This is a genomic window from Tahibacter sp. (assembly GCF_032229445.1).
GTDB lineage: Bacteria > Pseudomonadota > Gammaproteobacteria > Xanthomonadales > Rhodanobacteraceae > Tahibacter.
In genome coordinates this window covers 175,412-199,210 of record NZ_JAVTWC010000101.1, presented here as the reverse complement: position 1 = coordinate 199,210, position 23,799 = coordinate 175,412, and the positions used below count along the sequence as shown (strand labels likewise).

Sequence of the window (23,799 nt, the reverse complement as noted above, 5' to 3'; positions counted from 1 at the left end):
GAGTGATCGCTCAGAACCACCGGTTCTGATCACTCTGAACGCCCAACGGGCCGGGACGAAGAGTGATCGCTCAGAACCGCAGGTTCTGATCACTCTGAACGCCCAACGGGCCGGGTGAAGAGTGATCGCTCAGAACCACCGGTTCTGATCACTCTGAACGCCCAACGGGCCGGGCGGCCAATGCGCAGCATTGGCCAGGGTCGTGGAGATCTGGTGCACGGCCCAGGTGCAGCAATGTTTTCGATTGCAGCGGCGTAAGACGACGCTGTGGAGATCTGGTGCAGGTCACAGGAGTTGCAGTCCAAACAATTTCGCAGCCCTCCCAGGTGAGATATCGCCCCCAGTGCAGGCACAAGGTGTTTCGCAGGCACTGGTCTGCAGCAATCATCCATCCACCAAGCTGTGAAAGGGGGCCTCATGGCACTGACTGATTTTCAGGACACCTACACGATCCTGCACAACGTCGACTACCCCGATGTCGTCTCGATGAACAAGGACGACTCCATCCAGATCATCCTCGTGCCGCATCCGGTCACCGGCAACCCGACCCTCGACTCGTTCGAGGTCACGCCGACCACCAGTCCGCACGTCGATACCTGGAAGAACGCGACCGATCTCGCGTATGACCCGGTCAGCGACCGGATCACCGGAAAAATCTGGAATCTCGGTCCGCCCGACTCCAACAACGTGCGGCACTATGTCGAGCGCGCTTTCTGCATGACGCTCGACGGCAATCCATCGCTGCGCACGCAGCGACTGCATTGCTACGTCGGTGCCGGCGGTAGTGGCGGCGATCCCGACGACGGCAGCTGGGCCGGTGATGTGAACTGAGCAGGCACTGCACGGGTGCCGCTGCGGCACCTGTGCTTCGGATTCAGGGAGCCGAAATGCGATCGATCGGGTTGAACGGTGCCGTAGCCGTGGCGCTGCTGGTTGTGTTATTGCCGGGTTGCGCCGCTTTCAGTACGCGTGACGGCATGACATCCGCGCCGGAATTCACGGCGGAATCCGCGTCGGCCCGCATTCCCGACGCGGCCGCCAGTTACTCGGAAACGCTGCCACCACCGCAGGCACCGCCGGACTTCGGCGCCTGCGAGCGGCCCAGCGACTACATCGTCGAGGCCGCGAACACGCAGCTGGCCGCCACGCTCGCGCAGCAGTACGCGGACCTGTTCGGCGCCAAGCAGGCGGGCAGCCGCGTGCTGTTCCAGCGCCGCGCCGGCGATACGCAGCAGCAGGACGAACTCGATCGTCTCGCGCGCGATCCGGCCCTGGTCGTCACCGAGGAAGCGCGCTTCGAGCTGGATGGTGTGCACGGCGGCGATCCGTTGCAGTTCCGCAATGAAGCCTTGTGGAAATCCATTCATATGCCGGAGGATCGCGATCTGCAGGCCGGCGAACCGGTCAATGTCGCCGTGATCGACGGTCCGGTGCGCACGGATCACCCGGATCTCGACAACGTGGTGCATATCGAGCCGCGCCTGCGCGACGTGGACGGCAACTGCGGCCACGCCGACTGCTGTCCGCAGGTCGCCGCGCCCGCGCCGTTCTGGCACGGCACGCGCATCGCCGGAGTCATCGGTGCCCGGCGCGGCAACGACGTGGGCGCATCCGGCATCGCGCCGGTCCGCAGCCTCGTGTCCATCAATGCCAATCTCGGCGGTTGCGCTGGTGAATTCAGTCTCGCTGCCGCGCTGCATTGCGCGATCGAATACCGCGACGCGGAAGGCCGGCCGGCGCGCGTCGCCAACATCAGCATGGGCAGCACACAGCGGCTCGCGACCACCGCGGTGACCACGGCCCTGCAGCGCGCGCGCAGCGCCAATCTGCTCGTCGTCGCCAGCGCCGGAAACCGCGGCACCAACATCGACACCATGTACCGCTGGCCCAGTTCGGTGAACGCACCCAATGTCATCACCGTGCAGTCGCGCCGCTACGACGGCCAGCTGCTCAAGAACGCCAACTTCGGTTTCGGCACGGTAGACCTCGCCGCACCCGCGCCGACGAGCGGCCAGGGCGGCAGCCTATGTGCGGCAAGCACACGCGTGACCGGCGATGACGCGTGCACTGGCGACTACGCGGACTTCGCCCAGTCCTCCGCCGCCGCCGCGGTGGTGACCGGCGCGGCCGCTCTGGTCTGGAGTGATCGCCGTTTCGGGAATTGCAGCGCCGAGCAGATGCGAACGCTGCTGCTGACCAGCCGCAGCCATTGCCTGGCCGGACGCAGCTACCGCAACGGCAACGACTACGAAGTCTGCCAGCTCGACCTGGCGTTTCTCTCGGCGGAGGACACGGCCGGACAGCAGGCCCTGTGCGGCGGCGGCGCGCGCTGAACCGAACTTACGGCGGCGACACGGCCGTCGAGGCCGTGCGCGCCGCTTCGTCCACTGCCTGGTTCCAGCCGAATGCCGCAAGCACGCGCTGCCAGCTCGCATCCAGCGGCGCCTCGATGCACAGGCGCCGCTGTTCGAGCGGATGATCGAAGCTCAGGCGCCAGGCGTGCAGCAGCAGGCGGTGCATGGACCAGTGGATGCGGAACAGGCGATTGTGATCGCCGCGGCCGTGCGTGGTATCGCCGATCAGGTGATGCGAGGCATGCGCGAAATGGCGGCGGATCTGCTGGTAGCGGCCCGTTTCCGGCTGCACCGCGAGCAGCGCATAGCGCTGTTGTTCGTAGCGTCCCATCGCGATCGGCAGCTCGACGGTGGCGAGCCGTCGCCAGTGCGTGCGCGCTTCGCGCGCCGGACCTTTGAGGCTGGCGCCGCTGAGCGGATGATCGATGCAGCCGCTTTCCTCCGGCCAGCCGCGCACGACCGTCAGGTATTCCTTGCCGACGCTGCGCTCCATGAGCTGCTGGCCGAGCTGTGCGGCGATCTCGCGCGAACGCGCCACGAGCAGCACGCCGCTGGTCGCGCGGTCCAGCCGGTGGGCGAGATACAGCGTGCCGCCGACCTGCGCGCGCAGGCGGTCGATGACGTAGTCATCGTCGGCGCCGACGAGATTGCTGCGATGCACGGCCAGGCCCGGCGGCTTGTCGACGACGACCAGCGCGTCGTCCTGGTAGAGCAGTGTGAGCGGCGGTCCTGCCGACGGCGGCGCGGTACTCATCCCTGCGCCGGCACGCGCATTTCCGCCAGCAGCCAGTGCGCCGGGTAGACCTTTTCCATCAGCCAGCGCAGATAGCGCATATCCACATGCACGGCGCGCTTGTAGCGCGGATCGAACCACCAGCTCGCGCTGACGGATTCCCAGTTGCTGTCGAAATTCAGGCCGATGAGTTCGCCGCGCGCGTTGAGCACGGGCGATCCGGAATTTCCGCCGGTGGTATCGAGGTTCGTCAGGAAGTTGACGGTCTGCGTGCCCAGCGCCGGGTCGGCGGTCTGTCCGAAATCGCCCTTGGCGATCGCCGCGAGCAACGGCTCCGGTGCGGCGAACGGATCCTTGCCGGTATTTTTTTCCACAATGCCCGCCACCGTCGTGACCGGGCGGTAGTCCACGCCGTCGCGCGGGCTGAATCCGGCGACGCGGCCGTAGCTGACGCGCAGGGTCAGGTTCGCATCGGGAAACAGCGGCTTTTTCTGGTGCATGTACCAGCGCTTGAGCGCGGCCATGTAGGCCGGACGCAGGCGCAGCAGCTCGCCGTCACGCCGCTTGCGCTCCTGTTCGAGCCGCAACAGCGTCGGCTGGATGCGCGCGGCGAGTGTGAGTAGCGCGTCCTCGCTTGCGCGCACGCTCGTCGGTTCAGCCTTCATCTGTCCGAGGCGAAATGCCTCATCGCCGAGCCGGGTCGCGCCATAGACGCGCGCCAGCGTCGCCTCGGTCGATTCCGCATCGGCGCCGAAGGCCGTGTCCAGATCGGCGATGCGCTGCGCCGGAGGCAGCTCACGGTAGCGCCGCAGCAGTTCCCGCAGCAGGGCCTGTTCCGTGCCCGCGGCGTAGCGGCGCTGTACCTGCTTGAGCTGCGCTTCGATCAGGTTCTCATCACGCGCCTGGTACCCGGCTTCGCGCTGCGCATCGGGCTTGCCGCGTTCCAGCGCGAGGCGCTGCAGCGTATTGGCCGCGCGCAGCAGCTGGGTCTGGGTCAGGATCAGGTTGAGGATCAGGTCGCGCTCGCGCGTCGCCGACGCCTGCGCGAGTTCGGCCTGTACCGCGTCGATGCGGCGCAGGGTTTCGCCGCTGTCCAGGCAGCGCTCGCCCTTGGCGCAGCGCCCGTTCCCGCCGCCATCGTGCTGCAGCCACGCGAGCATGGCCTGCTCCGCCTCGGCGCGCTGGCGCCGCGCATCGCTGCGCAACAGGCCGGTGCGTTCGCCGTTCGCGCGCTTGCTGCTGTTCTTCAGGCTCGCGAGCTGGCTGGCGTACTTCACCGCCGCGTCCGCGTCGCTGCCGCCTTCGCGCTCGATCACGCCGATCAACGCGTCCAATGCGTCGACATGGGCTGCGAGTCCCCAGTCGATGCGTTCGGCGAACTCGCTCGCGAGCCGATGCCGGTAGGTGATGCCTGGATAGCCGGCGAGCATGGCGAAGTCGCCATCCTTGGGTCCGTCGCGTGCGATGCGCAGGTGCGCCGGCGGGGTATACGGCCGGTTTGCGGCGTCGTAGTCGGCCGGCTGGCCGTCGGCCCCGACGTAGGCGCGCAGCAAGGCGAAATCGCCGCTGTGGCGCGGCCACATGAAATTGTCGATCTCGTCGCCGTACTTGCCGATCGCGCTGGGCGGTGCATAGACCAGGCGCACGTCGCGCAGCTCCAGCTGCTGGATGCGGTAGAACTCGGCGCCGTAGTCCATCGTGGCGACACTGCAGCGGCGTCCCCGCAATGCTTCGCACTCGGCCACGATGGCCTTGCTCGCGCGGTCGATCGCGTCGAAATAGGCGAGGCCTTTCTTGCCCTCGGCAGTCTCGAGCACGCGTGCGGTCACGCGGTCGAACCGTTCGGTCACGAGCACGCGGAAATCAGGGCTGCCGCGCAGTTCAACGGATGCGTCGGCTGCGGCGAAACCGCTGTCCAGCAGATTGCGCTCGGGCTTGCTGTTGTACTGGATGATGCCGTACGCGACGTGATGGTTCGTCACCAGCAGCCCCTGGCCCGACACGAACGCACCGGTGCCACCGCCGGCTTTCACTACCGCACTGAGCGGTGCGGCGGTCAGGTCGGCAAGGGCTGCCGGGTCGCCCTGGAAGCCGGCGGCGCGCAGCTGTGGCGCCAGCTCCGGCAATTGGTTCGCCATCCACATGCCTTCGTCGGCCGCGGCGGAAAGGGCCAGGCAGGAGGCGAAAACCAGGACGAGCGGGCGCAGCACGGGCATGGCGTAATCCGGGGAAAACAGCGGCCGGCAACCATAGCAATCCGTCCGCAGCCCCGGTAGTGCGATCCGGCATGCGCCGCAGCGCCGTCAGATCGTTACGGCGCTGCCGTCGGGCCAGTGCAGCGCCGGCAGCAGGCGCACGGCGCTCTGCAGGTCGCCCCGTTCGAGCGCGCTGACGAAGGGACCACCGTTGGCGAGGTCGAGCAGGCGGCTGCGCGCGATCGACCAGGCCCGGTCCGGCGACTCGCTGCCGTCGAGATAGTTCGCGGCCAGGCGCTGTACCAGCGTCGCGTAGCGCGTGGCGACGTCGACGCGCGCGGTCGCCGGTCCGGCGGATTCGCTCACGGGCACGCGGTCTGCCAGGCCGGCTGTGTCGCGTGGTGCGGTCTGGGAATAGGTGCCGATCACGGACGCCAGCAGGAGGGTGGCGCTGGCATAGAGCAGGGACAGGTGCATGAGCGGCCTCGCATTGCGGGAATCGGTCGTTGCCTTTGCGTACGCAATGACGCCGGGGCAGGGATCACGCGCACCGGCGCGGCGCGGCATCAGGACGCGGAAACGCATGAATCAGTTCTGCGGGTACGCGGTGAAGGCGTAACGCTGACTTCTGCTCGGCACATGTGATGCCGGTTGCGTGCGGGGACCATCGTTTCGCGTGCAGCGTGGGCCTCGCGCCGGCGTTCGGCTCCCCCGGCGTATCGCGTCGCTCGGGTGTCCTGCATCGGCGCCGTCCTGCATCGGTGCCGTACTGCGCTTGATGTATGCCAGCACACATCCGGAGGTCCCGATGAAACAACTGATCGCGCTCACTCTGTTGCTAGGCGCTGGCGGCGCGCACGCAGCGATCTGGCCCTCGGCCGCGGCGCCCTGCAACGGCACCTTGCAGGCCTGCATCAACGGCACGGCGTCCGGTGGTGCCGTGCTGATACGTAGCTCCTCGTTGATCGACGAGGAACTCGTCATCAACAAGAGCTTCTCGCTGTTCGCCGCCCCGGGCTACCGGCCCAGGCTCGCCACCTCGCGCAGCATTGCGGCCTCGGCGCCGTCCGGCGCAAGCTATTTCCTCGAGGTGCGTGGCATCGATCTCACGCGGGGCAGGCTCACGGCGAATGCCAGCGGTGCGACCGACGCGAGCATCACGCTGGAGCGCATCAACGTCGCGGAAGGCGTGTTCTCCGCTGCGATCGAAATCGTCGGCGGCAGCGGCACGCTGACGCTGGACATCAGCAACTGCCGCATCCGCAAGCCAGCGAACCTGGCCGAACCGGGGCAGCGCGCGATCGGCATCGCCGCGCTCGGTACCCAGTCGTATCTGACGCTGTTCCACAATCGCATCGACATCGACGAAAGCGAGGCCGGTGCCGCGATCCGCCTGCGCACCAGCGGCAGCACGTACTTCAGTGCAGTCGGCAACGATATCCGCGGACGCAACTTCATGGCCGGCATCAACGCCGTGCAGACGGGCGCGGGCAGCATCCTCAACGCGAATTTCCTCAGCAACGTCGTGCGCGGCCAGGCCGGCGGCATCGAGTCGCCCGGTGCGCTCAGCATCAAGGTCGACGCCGGTACCGCGCGCGTCGTGATGCGGCACAACACGCTCGTGCGCAACCAGAACGGCATCGCGATGAGCGGCGTGGGCAGCCTCGCGCCCTCGAGCGTCGACCGCAACATCATCGCCTGGAATACGAGCGGGCTGACCATTCCGGCCGCGCAGCAGGGCCAGGTCAGCGTCGACAACAACCTGTTCCATGCCAACGCCAGCAATGCCTACATCGCCGGCAGTGCCAACCTCGCGACCGACCCGCAACTGATCAGCCAGCACAATCTGCGCCCGGCCCCGGACTCGCCGGTACTCGGGGCTGGTACCTTCGCCAGTACGATCAATCCGCTCGTCGCGCTGCCCGAACTCGACGCCGACGGCCTGGTGCTGGGCCGGGCCAACACCGACCTCGGCGCCTACCAGCGTCATGGCGTCCATCGCGTCCACCGCGCCGTCGGCGGCAGCGGCACCTTGTCCGGGCCGGGCATACCGGCCGGCGGCTTCGTGCCGTTCGTGATCAGCCAGAACTGGAATCCGGACGGCGGCGTCGGCGTCTACAACAACGCCGCGGTAGGGCTGAGCTACGGCAGCTTCTGGCAGATCTTCAACCAGAACTTCTCGGCGCTGCCGGCCAACAGCGCGTTCAACGTCTTTGTACCCTCGCGAAACAACCTGCCGTTCCAGGACACCTCGGCCAGCACGACCAGCGCCAATGCGCCGTTCGCCAGCATACCGGCAGCCCTGCGCAACGATTCCAGCCTGTTCTGGCTGTTCACGCTCAACCGCACGATGACGCCGACCGTGGGCGCGCTGAATCCGCATCCGGTCGCGCTGCGGTATTTCGGCGGCTGGAGCCTGCACAACACGGACGACGCGGATTTCCCGCAGAACGCGAGCTATTCGCTGTACTGGCAGGACATGAGCCCGAATGCCTACGTGCACTATGTCAGCGCGGCCAACCGCAGCGGCAACACCACCACGCTCGATCATCCGCTGCTCAACGGCAATCCCTGCGCGCTCGTGCAGTTCTCCGCCAGCACCGCCGGCGGCGTGTTCAACCCGCACGAACTCGGCGTCTACTACACCGGTTCACGCTGGGCGCTATTCAACCAGGACGGCGCTACGCTCGCCGACGACGTGGCAATGAACGTGCTGGTCGACCCCGCCCAGGCCGAGTTCTGCGACCGGCTGTTCGCCGATGGGTTCCAGTAGCTGCGCCGGCCTGTCGAGGTTTCGCACGATTCGGGTAGCATTGGCAGCGCCATGATTGCCAATCCAAGAAAGACCCGATCGCTGCTGCGACTGGGCCCGGTGGACCTGGGTTCGCTGCGCGATGACATCCTCGCGATCCCCGATTCGACCTGGGCCGGCGAGAACGCGCTCAAGCCCAACCGCGGCTACGGCTCGCTCGACCGCACCGAACACATCGTCTTTCGCTTCATCCGCGACCCGCGTGACTGGCGCCAGTCGGCCGACTATCCGCAATGGGCGTCCTGGCGCGAACGCATCGAGCCCGTGCTGCACGCTGCCATCCGTCCCTACGGCTACGCGCGCGCGCAGTTCCCGCGGATCATGCTCGCGCGCATGGCCGCCGGCGGCAGGATCCTCCGGCACAAGGACGCGAACCCGGCTGCGTTCTGGCCGCACAAGATCCACATCCCGATCAGCACCAACGACAAGGTGCGGTTCTACATCGAGCCCGAGTTCCACCACCTCGAAGTCGGCCAGGCGTACGAGGTCAACAACCTCGATGTCCATGCCGTCGACAACGATGGCGACACCGCGCGCATCCACCTGATATTCGAGTGTTACGACCCGGACCAGCCGTTCGCCTGAGCCGGAAGTCGCGGGGGCATGTCTGTCCCGCCGGAATTTCTACTGTGGGCCGGGAAAACTCTCGACGTAGCGGATCGTGAAATCCGGAAAGCTCTCGACGAGCTGGATCCTGAAATCCGGGAAGCTCTCGACGACCTGCCATTCGCCGGGGGCGTCCGGAAAGCTGCTGACGGTCTTGACGTGCAGGTCGGCAAAGCTCTCGACGATCTTGACCTTGTAGTCGGGAAAGCTCGTGACGAACTGGATCTTGCCGTGGATGCGGCTGACGTCGACCGCATCGGCGGCGGCCGCGGGCAGCGGCAGCACGGCCAGCAGCACGGCGTAGAGACGGCGCATGGATTTCTCTCCGCGGTTGACGGCGGAAGCCTAGCGCAGACCGCAACGCCGCGGTGCTATCCCATTCGTCACCCTTGCGCGCACGCCGCGCCGCCCCATCTGGCCCCAGGAGAGTGGGCGCGTCGCTGCCGACACGCATCGGTTACGCGGGATCGCCTACACTCCCGTTGTCAATGCCGCAGGGCGATGGGGAGATCGCGGTGAGCAGATTCATGCGTGCTTTGCAGAAGGCTGGCCTGGTCGAAGTGGAAGAAGGCGCGCAACACGCCGATGCGATCGCCATCGATGCGGCGGCGGATTCGTCGTCGCAGGTCGTCATGGACCACAGCGCCGAACCGGTCGCCGCGGAACCGGCGTCACCGGCCGTGCCGGTGCCCGAGGGGCCCATTGTCGAACAGCGCCCGTTCGAGGATATCTATGCCGAACAGTCGGTGCAGGCATCCGCGTTTCCGGCTGAGAAACTGCTCAAGATCCTCGACGGACTCGCCGCTCTCGATCCGGCCTCACGCATTGCCGCGGTGCGCGCGCTCGACGCCGCCGACGATGCCTGGACCATCGACGACGCCTTACTGGACGCCGAACGCAAGACCCGTGCTCTCGCCGCTGCGCGCAGCCAGCTCGAACAGCTGGCTCGGGCAGGTCTGGAACAGGCGCGCGCGGCCGTGACCGAGCGCGACCAGCGCCAGCAGGACGCGGTCGGCCGCATCCGCAGCCAGATCGCCGACCTCGAAGGCCTGCTCGAACGCGAAGTGACGCGCGCGACCGAGGAAAAGTCCGCGCTGGAAAACGCGGCGCGCGCGACCAAGGAAGCCTGCCTGCGCGAAGTCGCGCGGCTCGACGCCGAAGCCGGACGTCTCAAGCGTCTCGCCGCCACGTTCGGCGGCACCGCCACCGCCACTACCCCCTGATCACCCTGTTTACGGAGCCACCATGGCCAAGATGACCCCGCTCGCCAAAGGTCTGGTCACCCTGATCATCCTCGGCGGTACCGCCGCCGCCGCCTGGCACCTCGGTCTCAAGGAGATCGTGCAGGGCAAGAAGGACGGCCAGACCGCCGCGCCGGCTGCGCCGTCGAACCCGACGGCGGCCAGCACAACCACGCCGAGCAGCACGCCATCGACCCCGGCGTCCAGCACCAAGCCTGCCACGCCGCCGCCGGCCGGCGGCGCCTTGGGCAGCGCCGGCAATCCGCTCAAGGTCAGCATCGTGAGCTTCCACGGTTATGCGCCGGCCCTGCTCGCCAACGGCAAGGCGCTCAAGACCCAGGCCGGATCGCTGTTTGCGCAGCAGGGCGTCAACGTCGAGTTCGTGATCCAGGACGACATCCCGACGCTGTCGACGATCTTCGAATCCAAGACCGCGCACTGTGCCTGGCGCACCTCGGATTTCTGGGCGCAGGAACAGCCCAATCTGCGCAACGCCGGCCTCGACGGCCGCGCCATCATGGCGGTCGACAATACCCAGGGCGCCGACGCGATCATCGCGCGCGACCCGTCGATCACGCGCGTGGAAGACCTGGCCGACCACAGCATCGCGCTGCTGCAGTTCACGCCGTCGGACGGCATGACCATCGACGCGCTGGAGAACTCCAGTCTGACCGCGCGCAAGAAGCAGTCGGTGCGCTACGTCTATATCAACGCCGAAGAAGGCACGGCCGGTGTACGCGCCGCGCTGGAAAGCGGCAGTGTCGACGCGGCGGCGCTGTGGGATCCGGACCTGTCGCTCGCGCTGAAGAACATTCCCGGCGCACATGTGGTGTATTCCACGCGCACCGCGACCAACCTGATCTACGACGTCATCGTTTGCGACAACCGCGTGCTGTCGGATCCGGCCAACGAAGGCGCGTTCCAGTCCTTCGTCGGCGGCTGGATGGCCGGCGTGGACGCCGCCAAGAAGTCGCCGGACGACGCCGTCGACGCGCTCGTGCGCACCGAGGAATTCTTCAGCCTGCTCGCCAAGGACCAGGGCCGGCCGTTCGTCAAGAGCCTGTTCGACAATCTCGTCTGGACCGGCCTCGAAGACAACGCACGCATCTTCGGCCTGGTCGGCGGCACCAATCACTACGACCGTGTCTATCGCCGTTTCGACGGCATCTACCGCAAGGTCGGTGCGCTGGCCAACCCGAACTCGCCGGTGATCGCGCCGCAGGATTCGGTCGATCTGCGCTACATCCGCGCCCTGCTGGCCAAGAGCCAGAGCGCGCAGCAGGCGGCAGCCAAGCCCGAGTTCACTTTCACCGAGCAGGAGCGCCAGCAGGTCGCCAAGCAGGAACCGACCGTGACGAAGCCGGTGATCGTGAGTTTCTCCAGCGGTTCGGCCGAGCTGACCAAGCGCTCGCAGAAGATCATCGACGACGAGATGGTGCCGTTCATCGAGAACAACGGCTCGGCCTATTTCGACATCTCCGGCAACAGCGACTCGACTGGAGCCCGCGAGGCCAACATGCGCATCTCCCGCGCCCGTGCCCAGGCCGTCGTCGACTATCTGGTGTCACAGTGGGAATTCGACCGCGCGCGCTTCGTCGTGACCGGCAACGGCCCGGACAAGCCGCTATGCAACGAAGCCGCGCCACAGGGCGAAAACCTCAGTCTCGAAGACTGTCGCGCAATGAACCGCACCACGAGAGCGGCAGTGCTGCGGCGCTGAGGCATCACGCCGCGATGTGAGGCAATGCAAAGCCCTCTCCCCCCGAACGCCCGACGGGCCGGAGAGGGTAGGGTGAGGGGGAGAGGCTTCCGCGAGGCGACTGATGGTTTTTGCGAATCAGCGCGCGTTGCGAGTCCCGCGACGATCGATTGGTCCGGCGGATTTCGGCTTCTCCCCGTCACCCCAGCCCTCTCCCCCCAGCTCGCTGGGGGGAGAGGGAGTTACCCGGCGATGGCCCGCGCCGCGCGAATGCCGCGTATCGTTGATGTTCCTTAAGTCCCGCCCGTAATTCCGCACGCCCCCGCGCAAGGTAGCGACATGGCCGAACCTACAACCTGGAATCCCTACGCGCCGCTCAGCGCCCAGACCACGCGCACGCTCGGCATCGGTGCCGTCGTCGCGGTGCTGGTGCTGTGGGCTGTGATCAGCGGCAGCGGGCTGGTTGGCCCGAACAAGCTGCCGGCACCGTGGCAGGTCGCCAAGGCCTTCGCCTATCTGGCCTGGGACGGCGAGAACCAGCGCAGCCTGCTGTTCACGGCGACGGTCTGGTCGCTGGGCCGCGTGCTTGCCGCCGGTGCGCTGGTCGTCGCGATCGGCATTCCGATCGGCGTCATCATGGGTGCGTCGCCCAGGGTCAATGCAGCGCTGTCGCCGCTGGTCGATCCGTTCCGTTCGGCGCCGGTCGTGGCCCTGTTGCCAATCATGGTCATGTGGTTCGGCATCGGCGAATGGATGAAGGTGCTGTTCCTGTTCGTCGGCGCGGTCGTCTACCTGATACCGATGGTGCGCGACGCGGTGCGCGCGGTGCCGCAGGCGTACTGGATCTCGGCGCGCGACCTCGGCGCGACGCCGTTCGAGGCAGTGCGCCACGCCGTGCTGCCGCTGGCCATGCCGCGCATCGCCGATGCGGTCATCGTCGGTGTCTCGGTGATGTGGACCTACATTACCGTCGCCGAGTACGTGAACGCGCGCGAAGGTCTCGGCCAGCTGATCCAGAACGCGCGCCGCTTCTCGGCCATGGATCAGGTGTTCGCCGGCATCATCGTGATCATTGCCTTCGCCCTGCTGAGCTACCAGCTGATGCGCTACCTCAAAGCGAAAATGTATCCGTGGGAGACCAAGCTGTGAGCACGCCCGCGAGCCCGGTCAGCATCGAACTCAAGGACATCGTCCAGGAATATCCGCACAAGGACGGCAGCGGCGTGCTGCGCGTGGTCGACGGCATCAGCATGACCCTGCAGCCCGGCATCAACATGCTGCTCGGACCGTCCGGCTGCGGCAAATCCACGATCCTGCACATGATGGGCGGCGTGCGTCCGATCGGCGTGCAGACGCCGACCTCGGGGACGGTGCTCATCGACGGCCAGCCCTGCGTCGGGGCGCACGAAGACGCGGTCATGGTGTTCCAGCGCTATGCCAACCGGCCGGATCTCTCGGTCGAGGAGAACGTCGCGTTCCCGTTCCGCCTGCGGCACTGGCGCTCGCGCATCAACGAAGCGGATGCCCGGCGCCGCGTCGACGAAACCCTGGCCGCGGTCGGTCTGACGGGTCATCGCAAGCATCTGCCGTCGCAGCTGTCGGGCGGGCAGAACCAGCGCGTCGCGCTGGCCCGCGCGCTGGTGCTGCGCCCGCGCATCCTGCTCATGGACGAACCGTTCGGTGCGCTCGATGCGCAGACCCGCGGCGAGATGCAGCAGCTGCTCGTGCAGATCTACGAGCAGAATCCCTGCCTCGTCGTGTTCGTGACCCACGACGTGACCGAGGCGCTGGCACTCGGCGACCGCGTCATCGTGCTGTCGACCCAGCCGGCGAAGATCGCCGACGATTTCGCGATCCTCGAACCGCGCCCGCGCTCGGTCACCTGGCAGCGATCGACCGAGGCCGTGCGCATGGAAGAACGCATCCTCGCCCAGTTGCACGCCGCCAGCGCCGGCCGCGCCAGCCTGCGCGTGTCGGTGTAAGAGGACGCCGCCGTGGCAATGGATCCGGCCTGGAACCAAGGCACCGAGCAGGAGCAGCCGTCCTATCTCTGGGCGATGCTGACCTCGCCGCTGAACATCAACCTGTTCCTGGCCACCCTCGCCGGCAGCACCTTTCTGGCGATTCCGTACGGGTCGCCGGGCGTGGTGCTGCCGCTGCTCGCGTTCGCCGCGGGCGAGGCCATCGCCGCGATGTTCATTCCTGCCTCGTCCACGTTCCGCGCCAAGGTCGACCGAAAGCTCAAGCTCAAGCGCCGCGAAGCGGCTGCTATGCATCTGCGCGGCGAGATCGCCCGCCGCTGTACCGAGCACGATGCGCGCTGGGAGGTCTACCGCAACCTGCAGGAGCGCGTGCGCTCCCTACGCGAGATGGGCAGCCACCGGCGCAGCGCGCTTGGCGAGCGCGAGCTGGACCGCATCGAGGACACTGCGATCGACTTCCTCGGCCTGTGGCTGGCCGAGCTGTCCATGGAAGAACGCCAGGATTCGGTCAACGAACGCGACATCGAACGCCGCATCGCCGATATCGGCGCGCGCATCGAACGCGGCGCCGAGGACGAGCGCAGCCTGCGCAAGGCGCGCGGCGATCTCGAGGAACTGCTGCTGCGCCATCGGCGCCTGGCCAGCCGCAAGGCGGCGGTCGAAGCCGCGCTGCTGTCGCTGCCGGATGCGGTCGAGGAGATCTACCAGGCCATCATCACCAATTCCTCCGCCGCCGAGGGCGGCGCGCGCCTGACCGAGGCGATCGAGCGGCTGCGCCTGGAGGAAGAGCTGGAATCCAGCTATGGCGCCGAAATCCAGAACATCGTGCGACCCGAGGCCGCCGCCGCCCGCGCGCGCTCCGCCGCGCGTCAAGGAGCAGCATCGTGAGCGTGAACAGGATCAGCCGCGGCGAACTGGAAGCGCTGGTCAACTTCGGCGCGCACGAACGCATGGTCCACGAGGCCATAGCCACGGCGCTGGCCGATCCGTTGCAGCGCCTGCGCTTCCTCGGTCGCTATACCAGCTGGAACGGCCTGTTCGGCTCCGGCGTCGCCGCGCTGGCCGGCAAGATCGGCCGCTCGCGCCGCCTGTTCCTCGATCCGGACGAGCCGGTCCAGGCGCTGGCCGACCGCAGCGTGTACGTCGGCAGCTTTTTCTTCGACGCCGCGCGCGACGAATTCGACGACCACGAGTCGGTGCACCGCGATACCCATCGCTGCCTGGCCCAGGCCACGCTCAAGGGCCTGCTCGAGATCGATGCCGCGCGCCTGCCCGGACTGGCCGACCACCACGGCGTGAACCGCCTGCTGGCCGAACCGGACTGGCTGCAGGAGCTGAACATCCGCGTCGCGCAGGGCTATGGCGTGGGCAGTGCCGACGACCTGCCGGCGATCTTCCACGCGATCGGCTACCACCTGGGTTCCGAACTGCTCGCTGACCGCGAGTTCTCCATCATCGACGAAAGCCTGCGCCACGCCGCGGCGGATCTTGTCCAGCAGCTGCTCATGAAGCGCGTCAGCATCGCCGGCCAGGAGCATGTCGCGTATCACTGGATCGCGATCCATTCGGGCCACGGCGGCGCGGCCGAAGCGGATCATTTCGAGTGGGCCACGCAGGGCGCGCGCCTTGCGCTGCGTTTCACGCCCGAGGCCGATCATGGGGCGCTCAAGCAGAAGCTGACCCAGGGGTTCATCGCCTTCGCCAACGACCACCGCCGCTTCTTCGAACTCGTGAACACGGCATAACGACATTCCGCCCCGCCCCCTTACCCAAGCAATCCGCATTCGCAACGGAGACCCGCGCATCATGGCCAGCATCAATTTCTTCGACCGTCTCGGCAACCTGTGGCGCGGCTTCGTGTCGCTGTGGATCGCCGACGTGGAAAAGAAGCATCCGGAGATCGCCTACGAGAACGCGATCAACAGCCTGATCGGCAAATACACCAAGCTCAAGAGCGCGACCGCGGCGATCATCCGCCGCCGCGACGAGATAGACCATCGCGTCGAGACCGAACGCCAGTCGCTGGCTGCGGTCACGCGCGACCTCGAGGCCGCGCTCGCGACCAACCAGGACGATCTCGCCCTGGTGCTGCTGCAGAAGAAGAACGCGGTCGAGGCCGAGCTGTCCGGTCTGGCGGCGGAAGCCGAACAGTCCAAGGTCGACGCCGACGACGCCAAGAGCGCGCTGCTCGCGGTCAAGGGCGAGATCGAAAAGCTCAAGGGCGAGCGCGTCCGCATGCTGGCCAAGATGCAGAGCGCCCAGGCGCGCATCCAGATCCAGTCGCAGCTCGACGGCCTTTCCGTCGAAGCCGACGTGCAGGCGCTGGACAAGGTGCGCGACCACATCAAGAACACGATCTCCGAAGCCAATCTCGGCAAGGAACTGCGTGATTCCGACCTCGACGTGCGTCTGGACAAGCTGCGCCAGCAGTCCGGTTCCATCACCGCGCGAGCCCAGCTCGACGAACTCAAGCGCCAGCGCGCGGCTCAGGCCGCGGCCGGCAAACAGATGTAAGGAGCGATCATGGCCCCCGCGCGTCCTGCTGCATCCTTGCCGCGCTGGGCCGAGTCGGTCCGGCGCAAGTACATCGGCGGTGAAGCGTCGATGTTCATCCTGCACCACAACGTGTTCGACGAGATCCTCTACGGCGGCACGTTCTATTCGTTGATCGATTTCCTGTCCGAAGTGCTGCTCAAGGACAACAAGGACACGATCATCGTCTACGACCCCTCGGCCGGCGTGCGCTATGCCAAGCGCACGAGCACCCTGGGCACCGAACCGGTGCGGCCGAACCGGCCGCCCGAGGAGGCGCTGGCCGATATCGAGCACGAGATCCTGCTGCGCCAGAGCGCCGCGCTGATCGTCAGCTATGCCGGCAGCATCGCGCCGCCCGGCGAGGAGAATTTCCTCTCCCAGGCCGACCGCATGGCGGCGATCCGCCTGCACCGCTGGTCGATGAGTCCTGAGCTCGAGAGCAAGGACAACGTGGTGTTCCTGCTCAGCGAATCGCTGGCCGAGCTCAACGCGAAGATCGTCGCGAATCCGCGCGTCGCCGCGGTCGAGATCCCGCTGCCCGACCTCGACGAGCGCGCCGCGGTACTGCGCAAGGTCGATGCGGAGATGCACGAGGACAACGTCGAGCGTCTGGCCGAACACAGCGCCGGCCTGCGTGCCGTGCAGATCGCGCAGCTGCTTACGCCGCGCTCGGCGGACAGCGCGCTCGGCGACAAGGAGCGGCTGGAGCTGATCCGTTCGCTGCTCGGCGGCAGTGCGGACGCCGAGCACCGTGCCGACAAGCTCGCCGCGATCACGCGCGGCATGGACACTGAGGAGATCCGCCACCTGATCAATCCGGACCATCCGCTGCCGGAAACCGACGCGGGTGATCCGTACGCCGAAGTGATTGAACTCGTGCACCGGCGCAAGCGCGAGATCATCGAGAAGGAATGCGCCGGCCTGATCGAATTCGTCGACGCACGCCATGGCCTCGAAGCCGTCGGCGGCGCCGAGGACATCAAGCGGGAACTGCTGCAGATCGCCGCGGCGATCAAGAGTGGCGACCGGCACCGCGTGCCGATGGGCCTGCTCTTCGTCGGACCCATGGGCACCGGCAAGACCTTCATCGCGAAAGCCTTCGTCAAGGCCTCGGGCCTGAGCGCGGTCACTCTGAAGAATTTCCGCTCCAAGTGGGTCGGTTCGACCGAGGCCAACCTCGAGAAAGTCCTCGGCATGGTCAAGGCGCTCGGGCCGATCATCCTCATCATCGACGAGGGCGACCGCAGCTTCGGCGGCCAGTCGGAGGACACGGACGGCGGCACATCCTCGCGCGTGATCGCGCGGCTCAAGGAATTCATGAGCGACCCGGACAACCGCGGCCAGGTGCTCTTCATTCTCATGACCAACCGGCCCGACAAGCTCGACATCGACATCAAGCGCGCCGGGCGCATCGACCGCAAGATCCCGTTCTTCTATCCGGACACGCCCGAGGACGTGGAGGCCGTGCTCAAGGCCATCTTCGCGCGCTACAAGCTCGGCGAGGCGATCGACTGGGTGGCGGCGCGCGACACCACGAGCGCGAAGCTCGTCGGCTATTCCAACGCCGATCTCGAAGCGGTCTGCCTGCTCGCGTTGAACATGGCGGGCGAGGGCAGCACCGTGGACCGCGCCTGCTTCGAGGCTGCTATCGCCGACTACGTGCCGGCGCGCGACGCGGGCATGCTCGAGTACATGGAAATGCTGGCCGTGTTCGAGGCCTCGCGCCGCAGCATGCTGCCGCAGCGCTATCGCGACATGAGCCAGGAGGATTTCAATCTGCGCCTGCGCGAACTCAAGCGCGAGCTGCGGCTCTAGTTCCCTCTCTCTCCCGCGCCTGCGCAAGGGAGAAAGCTAAAGAACCACTTTGCTATACGTCAGCAGGAACCGACCATGACATCCACCGACACAACCACGCTGGAACTTCACCACCTCCAGGCCATCGTGCGCGCCATGCACGACATCGCCCTGACCGACGGCGTGCACGACGCCGAACGCGTAATGCTGCGCGGCTTCTACCAAAGCTGCCAGCAGGATGCGGCGGCGCTGGCCTCGTTCGACGACCTCATTTCGGTGCCGTTCGACCTCGCCGCGATCGTCGACGATTTCAAGCAGCCGGCACAGAAGATCGCGCTTCTGCACTCCTGCCTTTTGCTGGCCTACGCCGACGGCACCTATTCCGCCGACGAGCGCCGCAAGGTGCAGGGCTTTGCCGATGCGCTGGGCATGTCCGAGGGCGACCTGCAGCAGATCGAGGAAGGCGTGGCCGACTACCTGCTGCAGCAGATCTCGCGCATCAGCAATACCGATGCGCTGCAGGAAGTGGCGCGGGAACTCGCGCCGTAGGCGTCCACCGCCGTTCTGCACGCCGGCCTAACCGCGGCTGCGTCGTAATGGCGATCCCTGACCTGAGAGGACACGCGCATGAAAAAGACCGGATCGGCGGAATGGAAAGGCAGCATCAAGGAAGGCGGCGGCACGATCTCGACGCAGACCGGCGTGCTGCGTGATGCACCTTTCGGCTTCAAGTCGCGCTTCGAGGACGGACCCGGCACGAATCCCGAGGAACTCATCGGTGCAGCGCATGCGGGCTGTTTCTCGATGGCGCTGTCGAACATCCTGGGACAGAGCGAGCTGACCGCGGACTACATCCGCACGACGGCCGAAGTCAGCCTGATCAAGACCGATGCCGGGTTCACGATCAACGCCGTGCATCTGATCGTCAACGCCAAAGTGCCCGGCGCCGACGCGACGACGTTCGCGGAACTCGCCGGCAAGGCCAAGGCCGGCTGTCCTGTATCGCGCGTGCTGAATGCCGAGATCACGATGGATGCGACGCTCGACGCGTAGTGCATGAAAAGCCCGCATCCTTAGAGCCTCAAAGCCCTCCCCTTCAAGGGGAGGGTTTGAAGCCGCGGCGCTCGCCGCACTCGATCAGCGGTCGTCGACCGCCCCGTCGTCATACGTCAGCTGCTGCTGCGGCAGATCGACATAGAACATCGCGCCGGCCTCGTCGCGCGGCAGCACGCCGACCTTGAGCGACGGCACATACACGCGGCGTCCCTCGAGCGTGACTGGGCGCAGCACCACGGCCATCTGCACGTTCACCACTGCGCCGTTCGCGGCGCGCTTCACTTCGGCCAGCGCTTCACGCTTGAGCTCTTCCGCGCTCTTGAGCTTGAAGCTCGTGAGTTTCGGGTGCAGCAACACGCCGGGCCAGCGCAGGCTCATGCCGACGATATCGCCGGGTCCGCGCGAAGCGATCTTCGCCTCGCTTCCGTCGACCTGCAGGCCGTCGATGTTGCGCAAGGCGTAGGTGAACACCGAATCGGCGGCCAGGGTCGACCGATCGTCGCTATCGCCGTCCGCTTGCGTGCGCAGCGACATGATGCCGGTCTTCGCGAACAGCACCTGTTCGCGCTCGATGCCCGCTTGCGCGAGCAGGTCCAGATGACGCGCTTCGAGCTCGCGCTGCGAGCGCTGCGCCTCCGCGAAAGCCATCGGCGGCTGTCCTTCGAGATTGCGTGCGTAGTGCACGCGTCCGGAGCCTTTGCTGATGCCGTAGGTCGCTTTGCCGGTCGTGACGAAGTCCGCACCGCCAGCAGTCGAATGCGGCAGACCTAGCAAGCCTTCGATGTCGGTGATCTTGCGCAGGCGCAGCGGATCGTTGCCGTCCGGATATTTTGCGCGGACGGTAGCGAGGCGGCGGCCCAGCACCTCGGCATTGAACTTCGGCAGCGCCGCGTCAACGAGCCGCGCGTAGTCTTCGGAATAGGACTGCGCCGATTCGGCCGGCGAACCCAGGTCGTTCGTGTCGGCCGCGTGGCCGGCGAGCGGTGCGAGCAGCAGCAGGCCGATCAGTCCGGCGAAGCCGAGGCGGGTACGGATAGTGGAAGTCTTCATGTCGATGAGTCCGTTCAATTGGGCAGCGCGCCGCCGCCGGTGGAGGGGTCGCAACCGCTGATGTAGCGCGAGGTCGTCCAGTTCGCGGCCGTGTCGGACCACTTGCTCGCGTAGCGTTCGTTGAGCACGTCGGCCGAACGCGCCGCCGTGTTGCCGAAGCCCATCGCCACCGGGCAGATGGTCTTGTAGCTGTTGTACCAGTGGTCGACGTGATGCATGTTGTCGACCCAGGCCTTGCCCACGCCCTTGGATGCGGTGCCGTCGGCGGCGAGGTCCTCGTACTCGTCGACGTATTGCGAGCCGATGTACATCAGGCCGTGGAAGCCGGCGATCACGTGCACGCCGCCCTTGGCCGGTCCGAACCACGACAGGCGCTTGTCCCACTGCACGCTCTGGCAGGATGACATGTGGAAAAAGCGCAAACGTCCACCCGAGGCCTTGCCGATCTTCATCTGATCGACGTTGAGCTTGCACTCGCCCTGGTCCTTGGTGTGCATGCTGCCAGCCCAGCCGGTGGCGTCGACCGTGCCATGGGTGCAGATCAGGCCCGCGTCCTGCGCGTCCATGCGGTTGTTGTCGTTGCCCCAGGACGCGAGCGACGGATCGACATACTTGTTTACGCGGACCAGCGAGAAGTTGTGCCACACCGGCACGAAGCCGCGGTCGGCCATTTCGTGGCGCCAGGCCATGCACATGTCGTCCCACCAGTCGCGCTGCGAGCCGGAACAGTCGCCGTCCCACTTGGTGATGGCCGAACTCCAGACCGAATCGGCCAGCGCGTTGCCGGCGGTGCCGAGCGCGGCGAGGACCAGGCCTGCGCCGAGCAATGCTTTGCGTATCGCTTTCATTGGATGCTCCTTATGAAACTGCTGAACAAGTCCTGGCACGATCGCTTTTGTACTCAGCACCAGATCTCCACAACCCCGCCAACTGCCTGCTGCGCAGGCACTTGGCCGGTCCGGCCTGCTGGGCGTTCAGAGTGATCAGAACCTGTGGTTCTGAGCGATCACTCTTCACCCCCTTGACTCAAGGGGGCTCCAGAATCAAAAGCAGATATCGACTTGTTCAGAGGCTTCCTATCGTTGAATGAGCGGCGCAGCAGCGGTTCGCGATAGTCCTGCGCACCGTCGTGTGCCGATCTGCCGTCGCGATTTCCGTTCCTTGCGGAGAACGCAACGGGTATACGAACGAGGCATGTGTAAAAGAGCGAACACGCGAAACGCGCGCCAGGCGCGGAATTTTCGTCGGATCTCGCGAATTGCGACGTGGCGCGGGCGTCGACTGTCGACCGCTTCACAGGTCGGCGTGCGCGATTCAGGATCGTGAAGTGCGGCGCGTGTCAGACGACACGCGCGAGTCGGTCAAGCGCTCATGCGCGACAGTCGCGAACAGATAACGATCCGCCGTGCAGCGCTACGTGCTCAATTGCCGAGCGCGAGTTCCTTCTGCAGGAAGGCTTTGGCGGCGCGCGTATCGCGCTTGATCGTCGGCTCGGACACGCCGAGCAGTTCGGCGATGTCCTTCACTTCCAGCCCGGCGAAGAAACGCATCTCGACCACGGTGACGAGACGCGCATCCAGCTTCGCGAGCTTCTCCAGCGCGCGATCCATGCCGACCAGCTGCTCGGCCTGTTCGTCCACTGGCAAGGGCATGCCTTCCAGGGCTTCGAGTTCGACATGTTCGGCGCCCCCGCCGCGGCGTTCGGCCAGGCGCGAACGCGCGTAGTCGATGACGACCTGACGCATCGCGCGCGCCGCCGTCGCGAAGAAATGCTTGCGGTTTTCGTACTGGCCTTCGTTGCGGTCGAACAGTTTGAGATAGGCCTCGTTGACCAGTGCGCGCGTGTTGAGCGTGTCGCCTCGGCGGTGGCGCGCGAGTTCGGCGCGGGCGATGCGGAGCAGGTCGTCATAGACCAGGTTCAGCGCCTTGTCGCGTTCGGCAGAGCCCTGATTGGCAGCAGCGATGCGCGCGGTGATCTCGTTCTCGTTCATGCCAGTCTCTCCCGTCCCCCGAATCCGGAATGCCACCGCCGGCGCAGCGCCTCCGGCTGCGCGGTTGCGTCATGCCGTTGTAAGCCAAAGCCGGACCGCGCGCGAGTTTTACCATGGCAGCGGCAGCCCGTAGCGCGATGGCGCCGCGCTTGCCGAAATTCAGTGGCGCGGTGCGTGATCCCTGCTGCGGTGGCCCCGCGTATGTATTGGCAAGCAACGCAGTACCCCACCCAATCCAGGAGTAACCCATGAAACGCTATCTGATCGCTCTCGCCCTGCTCGCCGGTGCTTCTTCCGTGGCTCAGGCACAAAACGGCGGCGGTGGCACCGTGTTCAACGGCATCAGCCTCAACGGCCTGACCCTCAATGGTCTGACCCTCAACGGCACGCAGGAAAATGGCGTCCAATTCAACGGCTGGACCCTCAACGGCCTGACGCTGAACGGCCTGACTTTGAACGGCCTGACGCTGAACGGCACGACGGCACAGGGCTTCGATGCGCAGCTCACCGAGACGACCGACTGGTCGGCCGTGCCGCTGAATCAGGTCCAGGTGCGCCTGCCGACCTCGCGCTGACGATTTCCGGCGGCGGCGTGATCCCTGCGCCGCCGCCGCTCCGTACGTACTTGCAACCGCGCTTCGCCGACACCGACCGGAGTCATCCATGAAACGCTTCCTGATCGCCTTCGCCCTGTTCGTTGCGGCCGGCTCGGCCCATGCCTGTGGCGGCTGCAACATCAAGTTCAATGGCACGTCGTCCAATGGCACCAGCCTCAATGGCAGGACCTTGAATGGGATCAGCCTCAACGGCGCGCGGCTGAACGATGTCCGCCTCAACGGCATCAGCTTGCAGGGTCCGCGCAATTCGGCGCCTGCCGGTTGGCAGACCACCGACTGGTCGGCCATCCCGCTGAGCCTGGTCCGCGTGCGGTTGCCGGGCGCGCGCTGACATGTGGCGTCGCGCCGTCGCGCTGACGCTGTGCCTGGCGGCGCCGCTGCTCGCGGCCGCCGGGTCGCCCTCGCGTCTGTCCGTCGACGGCACCGAGTTCGTGCTGTATCAGCTCGACGGCCGCGTCCTGCGCAGCGCGGAGCTGGTCGGTGCGGAACTGGATCTGGGCGGCGGCAGCCAGCTGCGTATCGACAGCGTGCGGCCGGATCCGACCGACCCCAGCGGCAAGCTCCTGTTGCATCGTTTCAGTCAGCGCGCCGGGAACGGCGCCTGGGTGCAGGCCTGCGAGGCCGATCGCGACGGTAATCACGAAGGCTTCCCCGTGCCGGGCCGCTGGGTCGACGGACGCTACCAGCGCGACAACGCGCATTTCGCACTGACCTGCACTGGCGGCGCCCAGGCCAAGTGCGTGCGCTGGGGCTACAAGCCCTGGGCCCGCGCGCCGGACGGCAGGGACATGGCCGACCTGTACGAGGCCTGCGTGCACATGGTGCGGGCCGACTACTGCGGCGATGGGGTCGCCACGACGCGCGAAGGCATGGCCATCGACATCTACGACAAGCATGGCGTGCAGCAGCCGGCGGGCGGCGACGAATTCCGCTTCGAAGCAGGCTGGGCGCCCACCGGCGCGGTCTGCGTCAATCATCCGCGCGTCGCCGACAACCTCACCCTCGACGATCTCGCGGCACGCTGCCCACGACTCAAGGACGCGCTGGGCCAGCGCTGCGACGAGGCCGCGGCCGAGGCGAGCGGCGCCATCGTGTTCAACCGCTCGCGCTGAGCGGCGCGCTGATCCCGCATCG

Annotated in this window: 24 protein-coding genes; 17 read left to right on the top strand and 7 right to left on the bottom strand. The window is 66.6% G+C overall.

Annotation, left to right across the window (positions count from 1 at the left end):
• Positions 1 to 417 precede the first annotated feature (417 nt).
• Both RUU78_RS17805 and RUU78_RS17800 read left to right on the top strand, forming a co-directional pair.
• Complete coding sequence (locus tag RUU78_RS17805; protein ID WP_313918810.1) at positions 418 to 831, top strand: hypothetical protein; 414 nt, start codon at positions 418 to 420, stop codon at positions 829 to 831.
• A gap of 56 nt (positions 832 to 887) precedes the next feature.
• Positions 888 to 2,333 carry a S8 family serine peptidase gene (locus RUU78_RS17800; RefSeq protein WP_313918809.1) on the top strand — a complete coding sequence of 482 codons (1,446 nt, stop codon included), beginning with the start codon at positions 888 to 890 and terminating at the stop codon, positions 2,331 to 2,333.
• A gap of 7 nt (positions 2,334 to 2,340) precedes the next feature.
• Here the strand turns inward: RUU78_RS17800 and RUU78_RS17795 are convergent, their stop codons facing one another.
• From RUU78_RS17795 to RUU78_RS17785, 3 genes are all read right to left on the bottom strand, one after another.
• Complete coding sequence (locus RUU78_RS17795) at positions 2,341 to 3,108, bottom strand: pseudouridine synthase (protein ID WP_313918808.1); 768 nt, start codon at positions 3,106 to 3,108, stop codon at positions 2,341 to 2,343.
• A complete protein-coding gene (locus RUU78_RS17790) occupies positions 3,105 to 5,303 on the bottom strand; it encodes a S46 family peptidase (protein ID WP_313918807.1) in 2,199 nt (732 codons plus the stop codon). Before RUU78_RS17790 ends, RUU78_RS17795 begins: the two co-directional genes overlap by 4 nt.
• An 87-nt stretch (positions 5,304 to 5,390) precedes the next feature.
• Positions 5,391 to 5,759, bottom strand: coding sequence for a hypothetical protein (locus tag RUU78_RS17785; protein WP_313918806.1), 369 nt, complete (start codon positions 5,757 to 5,759; stop codon positions 5,391 to 5,393).
• A 331-nt stretch (positions 5,760 to 6,090) separates the two neighbouring features.
• Between RUU78_RS17785 and RUU78_RS17780 the strand changes: the two genes are divergently transcribed.
• Both RUU78_RS17780 and RUU78_RS17775 read left to right on the top strand, forming a co-directional pair.
• Positions 6,091 to 8,055, top strand: a complete 1,965-nt coding sequence (locus tag RUU78_RS17780; protein WP_313918805.1) for a hypothetical protein — start codon at positions 6,091 to 6,093, stop codon at positions 8,053 to 8,055.
• 51 nt (positions 8,056 to 8,106) lie between these two features.
• Positions 8,107 to 8,679 carry an aspartyl/asparaginyl beta-hydroxylase domain-containing protein gene (locus tag RUU78_RS17775; protein ID WP_313918804.1) on the top strand — a complete coding sequence of 191 codons (573 nt, stop codon included), beginning with the start codon at positions 8,107 to 8,109 and terminating at the stop codon, positions 8,677 to 8,679.
• 39 nt (positions 8,680 to 8,718) lie between these two features.
• Here the strand turns inward: RUU78_RS17775 and RUU78_RS17770 are convergent, their stop codons facing one another.
• The gene (locus RUU78_RS17770; protein WP_313918803.1) at positions 8,719 to 9,015 is read right to left on the bottom strand and encodes a hypothetical protein; all 297 of its coding nucleotides are present in this window, start codon (positions 9,013 to 9,015) and stop codon (positions 8,719 to 8,721) included.
• Between the two features lie 212 nt (positions 9,016 to 9,227).
• Between RUU78_RS17770 and RUU78_RS17765 the strand changes: the two genes are divergently transcribed.
• From RUU78_RS17765 to RUU78_RS17720, 10 genes are all read left to right on the top strand, one after another.
• Positions 9,228 to 9,923, top strand: a complete 696-nt coding sequence (locus RUU78_RS17765) for a hypothetical protein (protein WP_313918802.1) — start codon at positions 9,228 to 9,230, stop codon at positions 9,921 to 9,923.
• Positions 9,924 to 9,945: 22 nt separating this feature from the next.
• A complete protein-coding gene (locus RUU78_RS17760; protein WP_313918801.1) occupies positions 9,946 to 11,661 on the top strand; it encodes a phosphate ABC transporter substrate-binding/OmpA family protein in 1,716 nt (571 codons plus the stop codon).
• A 318-nt stretch (positions 11,662 to 11,979) separates the two neighbouring features.
• Entirely contained in the window at positions 11,980 to 12,789 is an 810-nt protein-coding gene (locus tag RUU78_RS17755; protein WP_313918800.1) for an ABC transporter permease, read from the top strand.
• The gene (locus RUU78_RS17750; protein ID WP_313918799.1) at positions 12,786 to 13,622 is read left to right on the top strand and encodes an ABC transporter ATP-binding protein; all 837 of its coding nucleotides are present in this window, start codon (positions 12,786 to 12,788) and stop codon (positions 13,620 to 13,622) included. The genes RUU78_RS17755 and RUU78_RS17750 overlap by 4 nt, the downstream gene beginning before the upstream one ends.
• A 12-nt stretch (positions 13,623 to 13,634) precedes the next feature.
• Positions 13,635 to 14,510, top strand: a complete 876-nt coding sequence (locus RUU78_RS17745) for a hypothetical protein (protein ID WP_313918798.1) — start codon at positions 13,635 to 13,637, stop codon at positions 14,508 to 14,510.
• Positions 14,507 to 15,367, top strand: a complete 861-nt coding sequence (locus RUU78_RS17740) for a hypothetical protein (protein ID WP_313918797.1) — start codon at positions 14,507 to 14,509, stop codon at positions 15,365 to 15,367. The genes RUU78_RS17745 and RUU78_RS17740 overlap by 4 nt, the downstream gene beginning before the upstream one ends.
• Positions 15,368 to 15,428: 61 nt before the next feature.
• On the top strand, positions 15,429 to 16,136 hold the full coding sequence (locus tag RUU78_RS17735; protein ID WP_313918796.1) for a PspA/IM30 family protein: 708 nt from the start codon (positions 15,429 to 15,431) through the stop codon (positions 16,134 to 16,136).
• Positions 16,137 to 16,145: 9 nt separating this feature from the next.
• The gene (locus RUU78_RS17730) at positions 16,146 to 17,972 is read left to right on the top strand and encodes an AAA family ATPase (protein ID WP_313918795.1); all 1,827 of its coding nucleotides are present in this window, start codon (positions 16,146 to 16,148) and stop codon (positions 17,970 to 17,972) included.
• 54 nt (positions 17,973 to 18,026) lie between these two features.
• Positions 18,027 to 18,500: a DUF533 domain-containing protein gene (locus tag RUU78_RS17725; protein ID WP_343232319.1), complete on the top strand. Its 474-nt coding sequence runs from the start codon at positions 18,027 to 18,029 to the stop codon at positions 18,498 to 18,500.
• A gap of 78 nt (positions 18,501 to 18,578) precedes the next feature.
• A complete protein-coding gene (locus tag RUU78_RS17720) occupies positions 18,579 to 19,004 on the top strand; it encodes an OsmC family protein (RefSeq protein WP_313918793.1) in 426 nt (141 codons plus the stop codon).
• 84 nt (positions 19,005 to 19,088) lie between these two features.
• On the opposite strand, the gene RUU78_RS17715 is transcribed toward RUU78_RS17720, so the two are convergent.
• From RUU78_RS17715 to RUU78_RS17705, 3 genes are all read right to left on the bottom strand, one after another.
• Positions 19,089 to 20,057 (bottom strand): hypothetical protein, encoded by a 969-nt coding sequence (locus RUU78_RS17715; protein ID WP_313918792.1) that lies wholly within the window; start codon positions 20,055 to 20,057, stop codon positions 19,089 to 19,091.
• A gap of 14 nt (positions 20,058 to 20,071) precedes the next feature.
• Positions 20,072 to 20,905: a hypothetical protein gene (locus tag RUU78_RS17710; RefSeq protein ID WP_313918791.1), complete on the bottom strand. Its 834-nt coding sequence runs from the start codon at positions 20,903 to 20,905 to the stop codon at positions 20,072 to 20,074.
• Positions 20,906 to 21,478: 573 nt separating this feature from the next.
• Entirely contained in the window at positions 21,479 to 22,048 is a 570-nt protein-coding gene (locus RUU78_RS17705; RefSeq protein WP_313918790.1) for an ECF-type sigma factor, read from the bottom strand.
• A 248-nt stretch (positions 22,049 to 22,296) separates the two neighbouring features.
• On the opposite strand from RUU78_RS17705, the gene RUU78_RS17700 reads away from it, so the two are divergent.
• The 3 genes from RUU78_RS17700 (at position 22,297) to RUU78_RS17690 (ending at position 23,777) form a co-directional block, all read left to right on the top strand.
• Positions 22,297 to 22,623, top strand: a complete 327-nt coding sequence (locus RUU78_RS17700) for a hypothetical protein (protein ID WP_313918789.1) — start codon at positions 22,297 to 22,299, stop codon at positions 22,621 to 22,623.
• Between the two features lie 88 nt (positions 22,624 to 22,711).
• The gene (locus tag RUU78_RS17695; protein WP_313918788.1) at positions 22,712 to 22,996 is read left to right on the top strand and encodes a hypothetical protein; all 285 of its coding nucleotides are present in this window, start codon (positions 22,712 to 22,714) and stop codon (positions 22,994 to 22,996) included.
• A gap of 1 nt (position 22,997) precedes the next feature.
• Entirely contained in the window at positions 22,998 to 23,777 is a 780-nt protein-coding gene (locus tag RUU78_RS17690; protein ID WP_313918787.1) for an ADYC domain-containing protein, read from the top strand.
• Positions 23,778 to 23,799: the final 22 nt, after the last annotated feature.

What these genes read in the sequence shown, in the direction of transcription:
- RUU78_RS17805 (WP_313918810.1), top strand. Translation starts at nt 418, where the DNA reads ATGGCACTGACTGATTTTCAGGACACCTACACGATCCTGCACAACGTC.
- RUU78_RS17800 (WP_313918809.1), top strand. Translation starts at nt 888, where the DNA reads ATGCGATCGATCGGGTTGAACGGTGCCGTAGCCGTGGCGCTGCTGGTT.
- RUU78_RS17795 (WP_313918808.1), bottom strand. Translation starts at nt 3,108, where the DNA reads ATGAGTACCGCGCCGCCGTCGGCAGGACCGCCGCTCACACTGCTCTAC.
- RUU78_RS17790 (WP_313918807.1), bottom strand. Translation starts at nt 5,303, where the DNA reads ATGCCCGTGCTGCGCCCGCTCGTCCTGGTTTTCGCCTCCTGCCTGGCC.
- RUU78_RS17785 (WP_313918806.1), bottom strand. Translation starts at nt 5,759, where the DNA reads ATGCACCTGTCCCTGCTCTATGCCAGCGCCACCCTCCTGCTGGCGTCC.
- RUU78_RS17780 (WP_313918805.1), top strand. Translation starts at nt 6,091, where the DNA reads ATGAAACAACTGATCGCGCTCACTCTGTTGCTAGGCGCTGGCGGCGCG.
- RUU78_RS17775 (WP_313918804.1), top strand. Translation starts at nt 8,107, where the DNA reads ATGATTGCCAATCCAAGAAAGACCCGATCGCTGCTGCGACTGGGCCCG.
- RUU78_RS17770 (WP_313918803.1), bottom strand. Translation starts at nt 9,015, where the DNA reads ATGCGCCGTCTCTACGCCGTGCTGCTGGCCGTGCTGCCGCTGCCCGCG.
- RUU78_RS17765 (WP_313918802.1), top strand. Translation starts at nt 9,228, where the DNA reads ATGCGTGCTTTGCAGAAGGCTGGCCTGGTCGAAGTGGAAGAAGGCGCG.
- RUU78_RS17760 (WP_313918801.1), top strand. Translation starts at nt 9,946, where the DNA reads ATGGCCAAGATGACCCCGCTCGCCAAAGGTCTGGTCACCCTGATCATC.
- RUU78_RS17755 (WP_313918800.1), top strand. Translation starts at nt 11,980, where the DNA reads ATGGCCGAACCTACAACCTGGAATCCCTACGCGCCGCTCAGCGCCCAG.
- RUU78_RS17735 (WP_313918796.1), top strand. Translation starts at nt 15,429, where the DNA reads ATGGCCAGCATCAATTTCTTCGACCGTCTCGGCAACCTGTGGCGCGGC.
- RUU78_RS17730 (WP_313918795.1), top strand. Translation starts at nt 16,146, where the DNA reads ATGGCCCCCGCGCGTCCTGCTGCATCCTTGCCGCGCTGGGCCGAGTCG.
- RUU78_RS17720 (WP_313918793.1), top strand. Translation starts at nt 18,579, where the DNA reads ATGAAAAAGACCGGATCGGCGGAATGGAAAGGCAGCATCAAGGAAGGC.
- RUU78_RS17715 (WP_313918792.1), bottom strand. Translation starts at nt 20,057, where the DNA reads ATGAAGACTTCCACTATCCGTACCCGCCTCGGCTTCGCCGGACTGATC.
- RUU78_RS17710 (WP_313918791.1), bottom strand. Translation starts at nt 20,905, where the DNA reads ATGAAAGCGATACGCAAAGCATTGCTCGGCGCAGGCCTGGTCCTCGCC.
- RUU78_RS17705 (WP_313918790.1), bottom strand. Translation starts at nt 22,048, where the DNA reads ATGAACGAGAACGAGATCACCGCGCGCATCGCTGCTGCCAATCAGGGC.
- RUU78_RS17700 (WP_313918789.1), top strand. Translation starts at nt 22,297, where the DNA reads ATGAAACGCTATCTGATCGCTCTCGCCCTGCTCGCCGGTGCTTCTTCC.
- RUU78_RS17695 (WP_313918788.1), top strand. Translation starts at nt 22,712, where the DNA reads ATGAAACGCTTCCTGATCGCCTTCGCCCTGTTCGTTGCGGCCGGCTCG.
- RUU78_RS17690 (WP_313918787.1), top strand. Translation starts at nt 22,998, where the DNA reads ATGTGGCGTCGCGCCGTCGCGCTGACGCTGTGCCTGGCGGCGCCGCTG.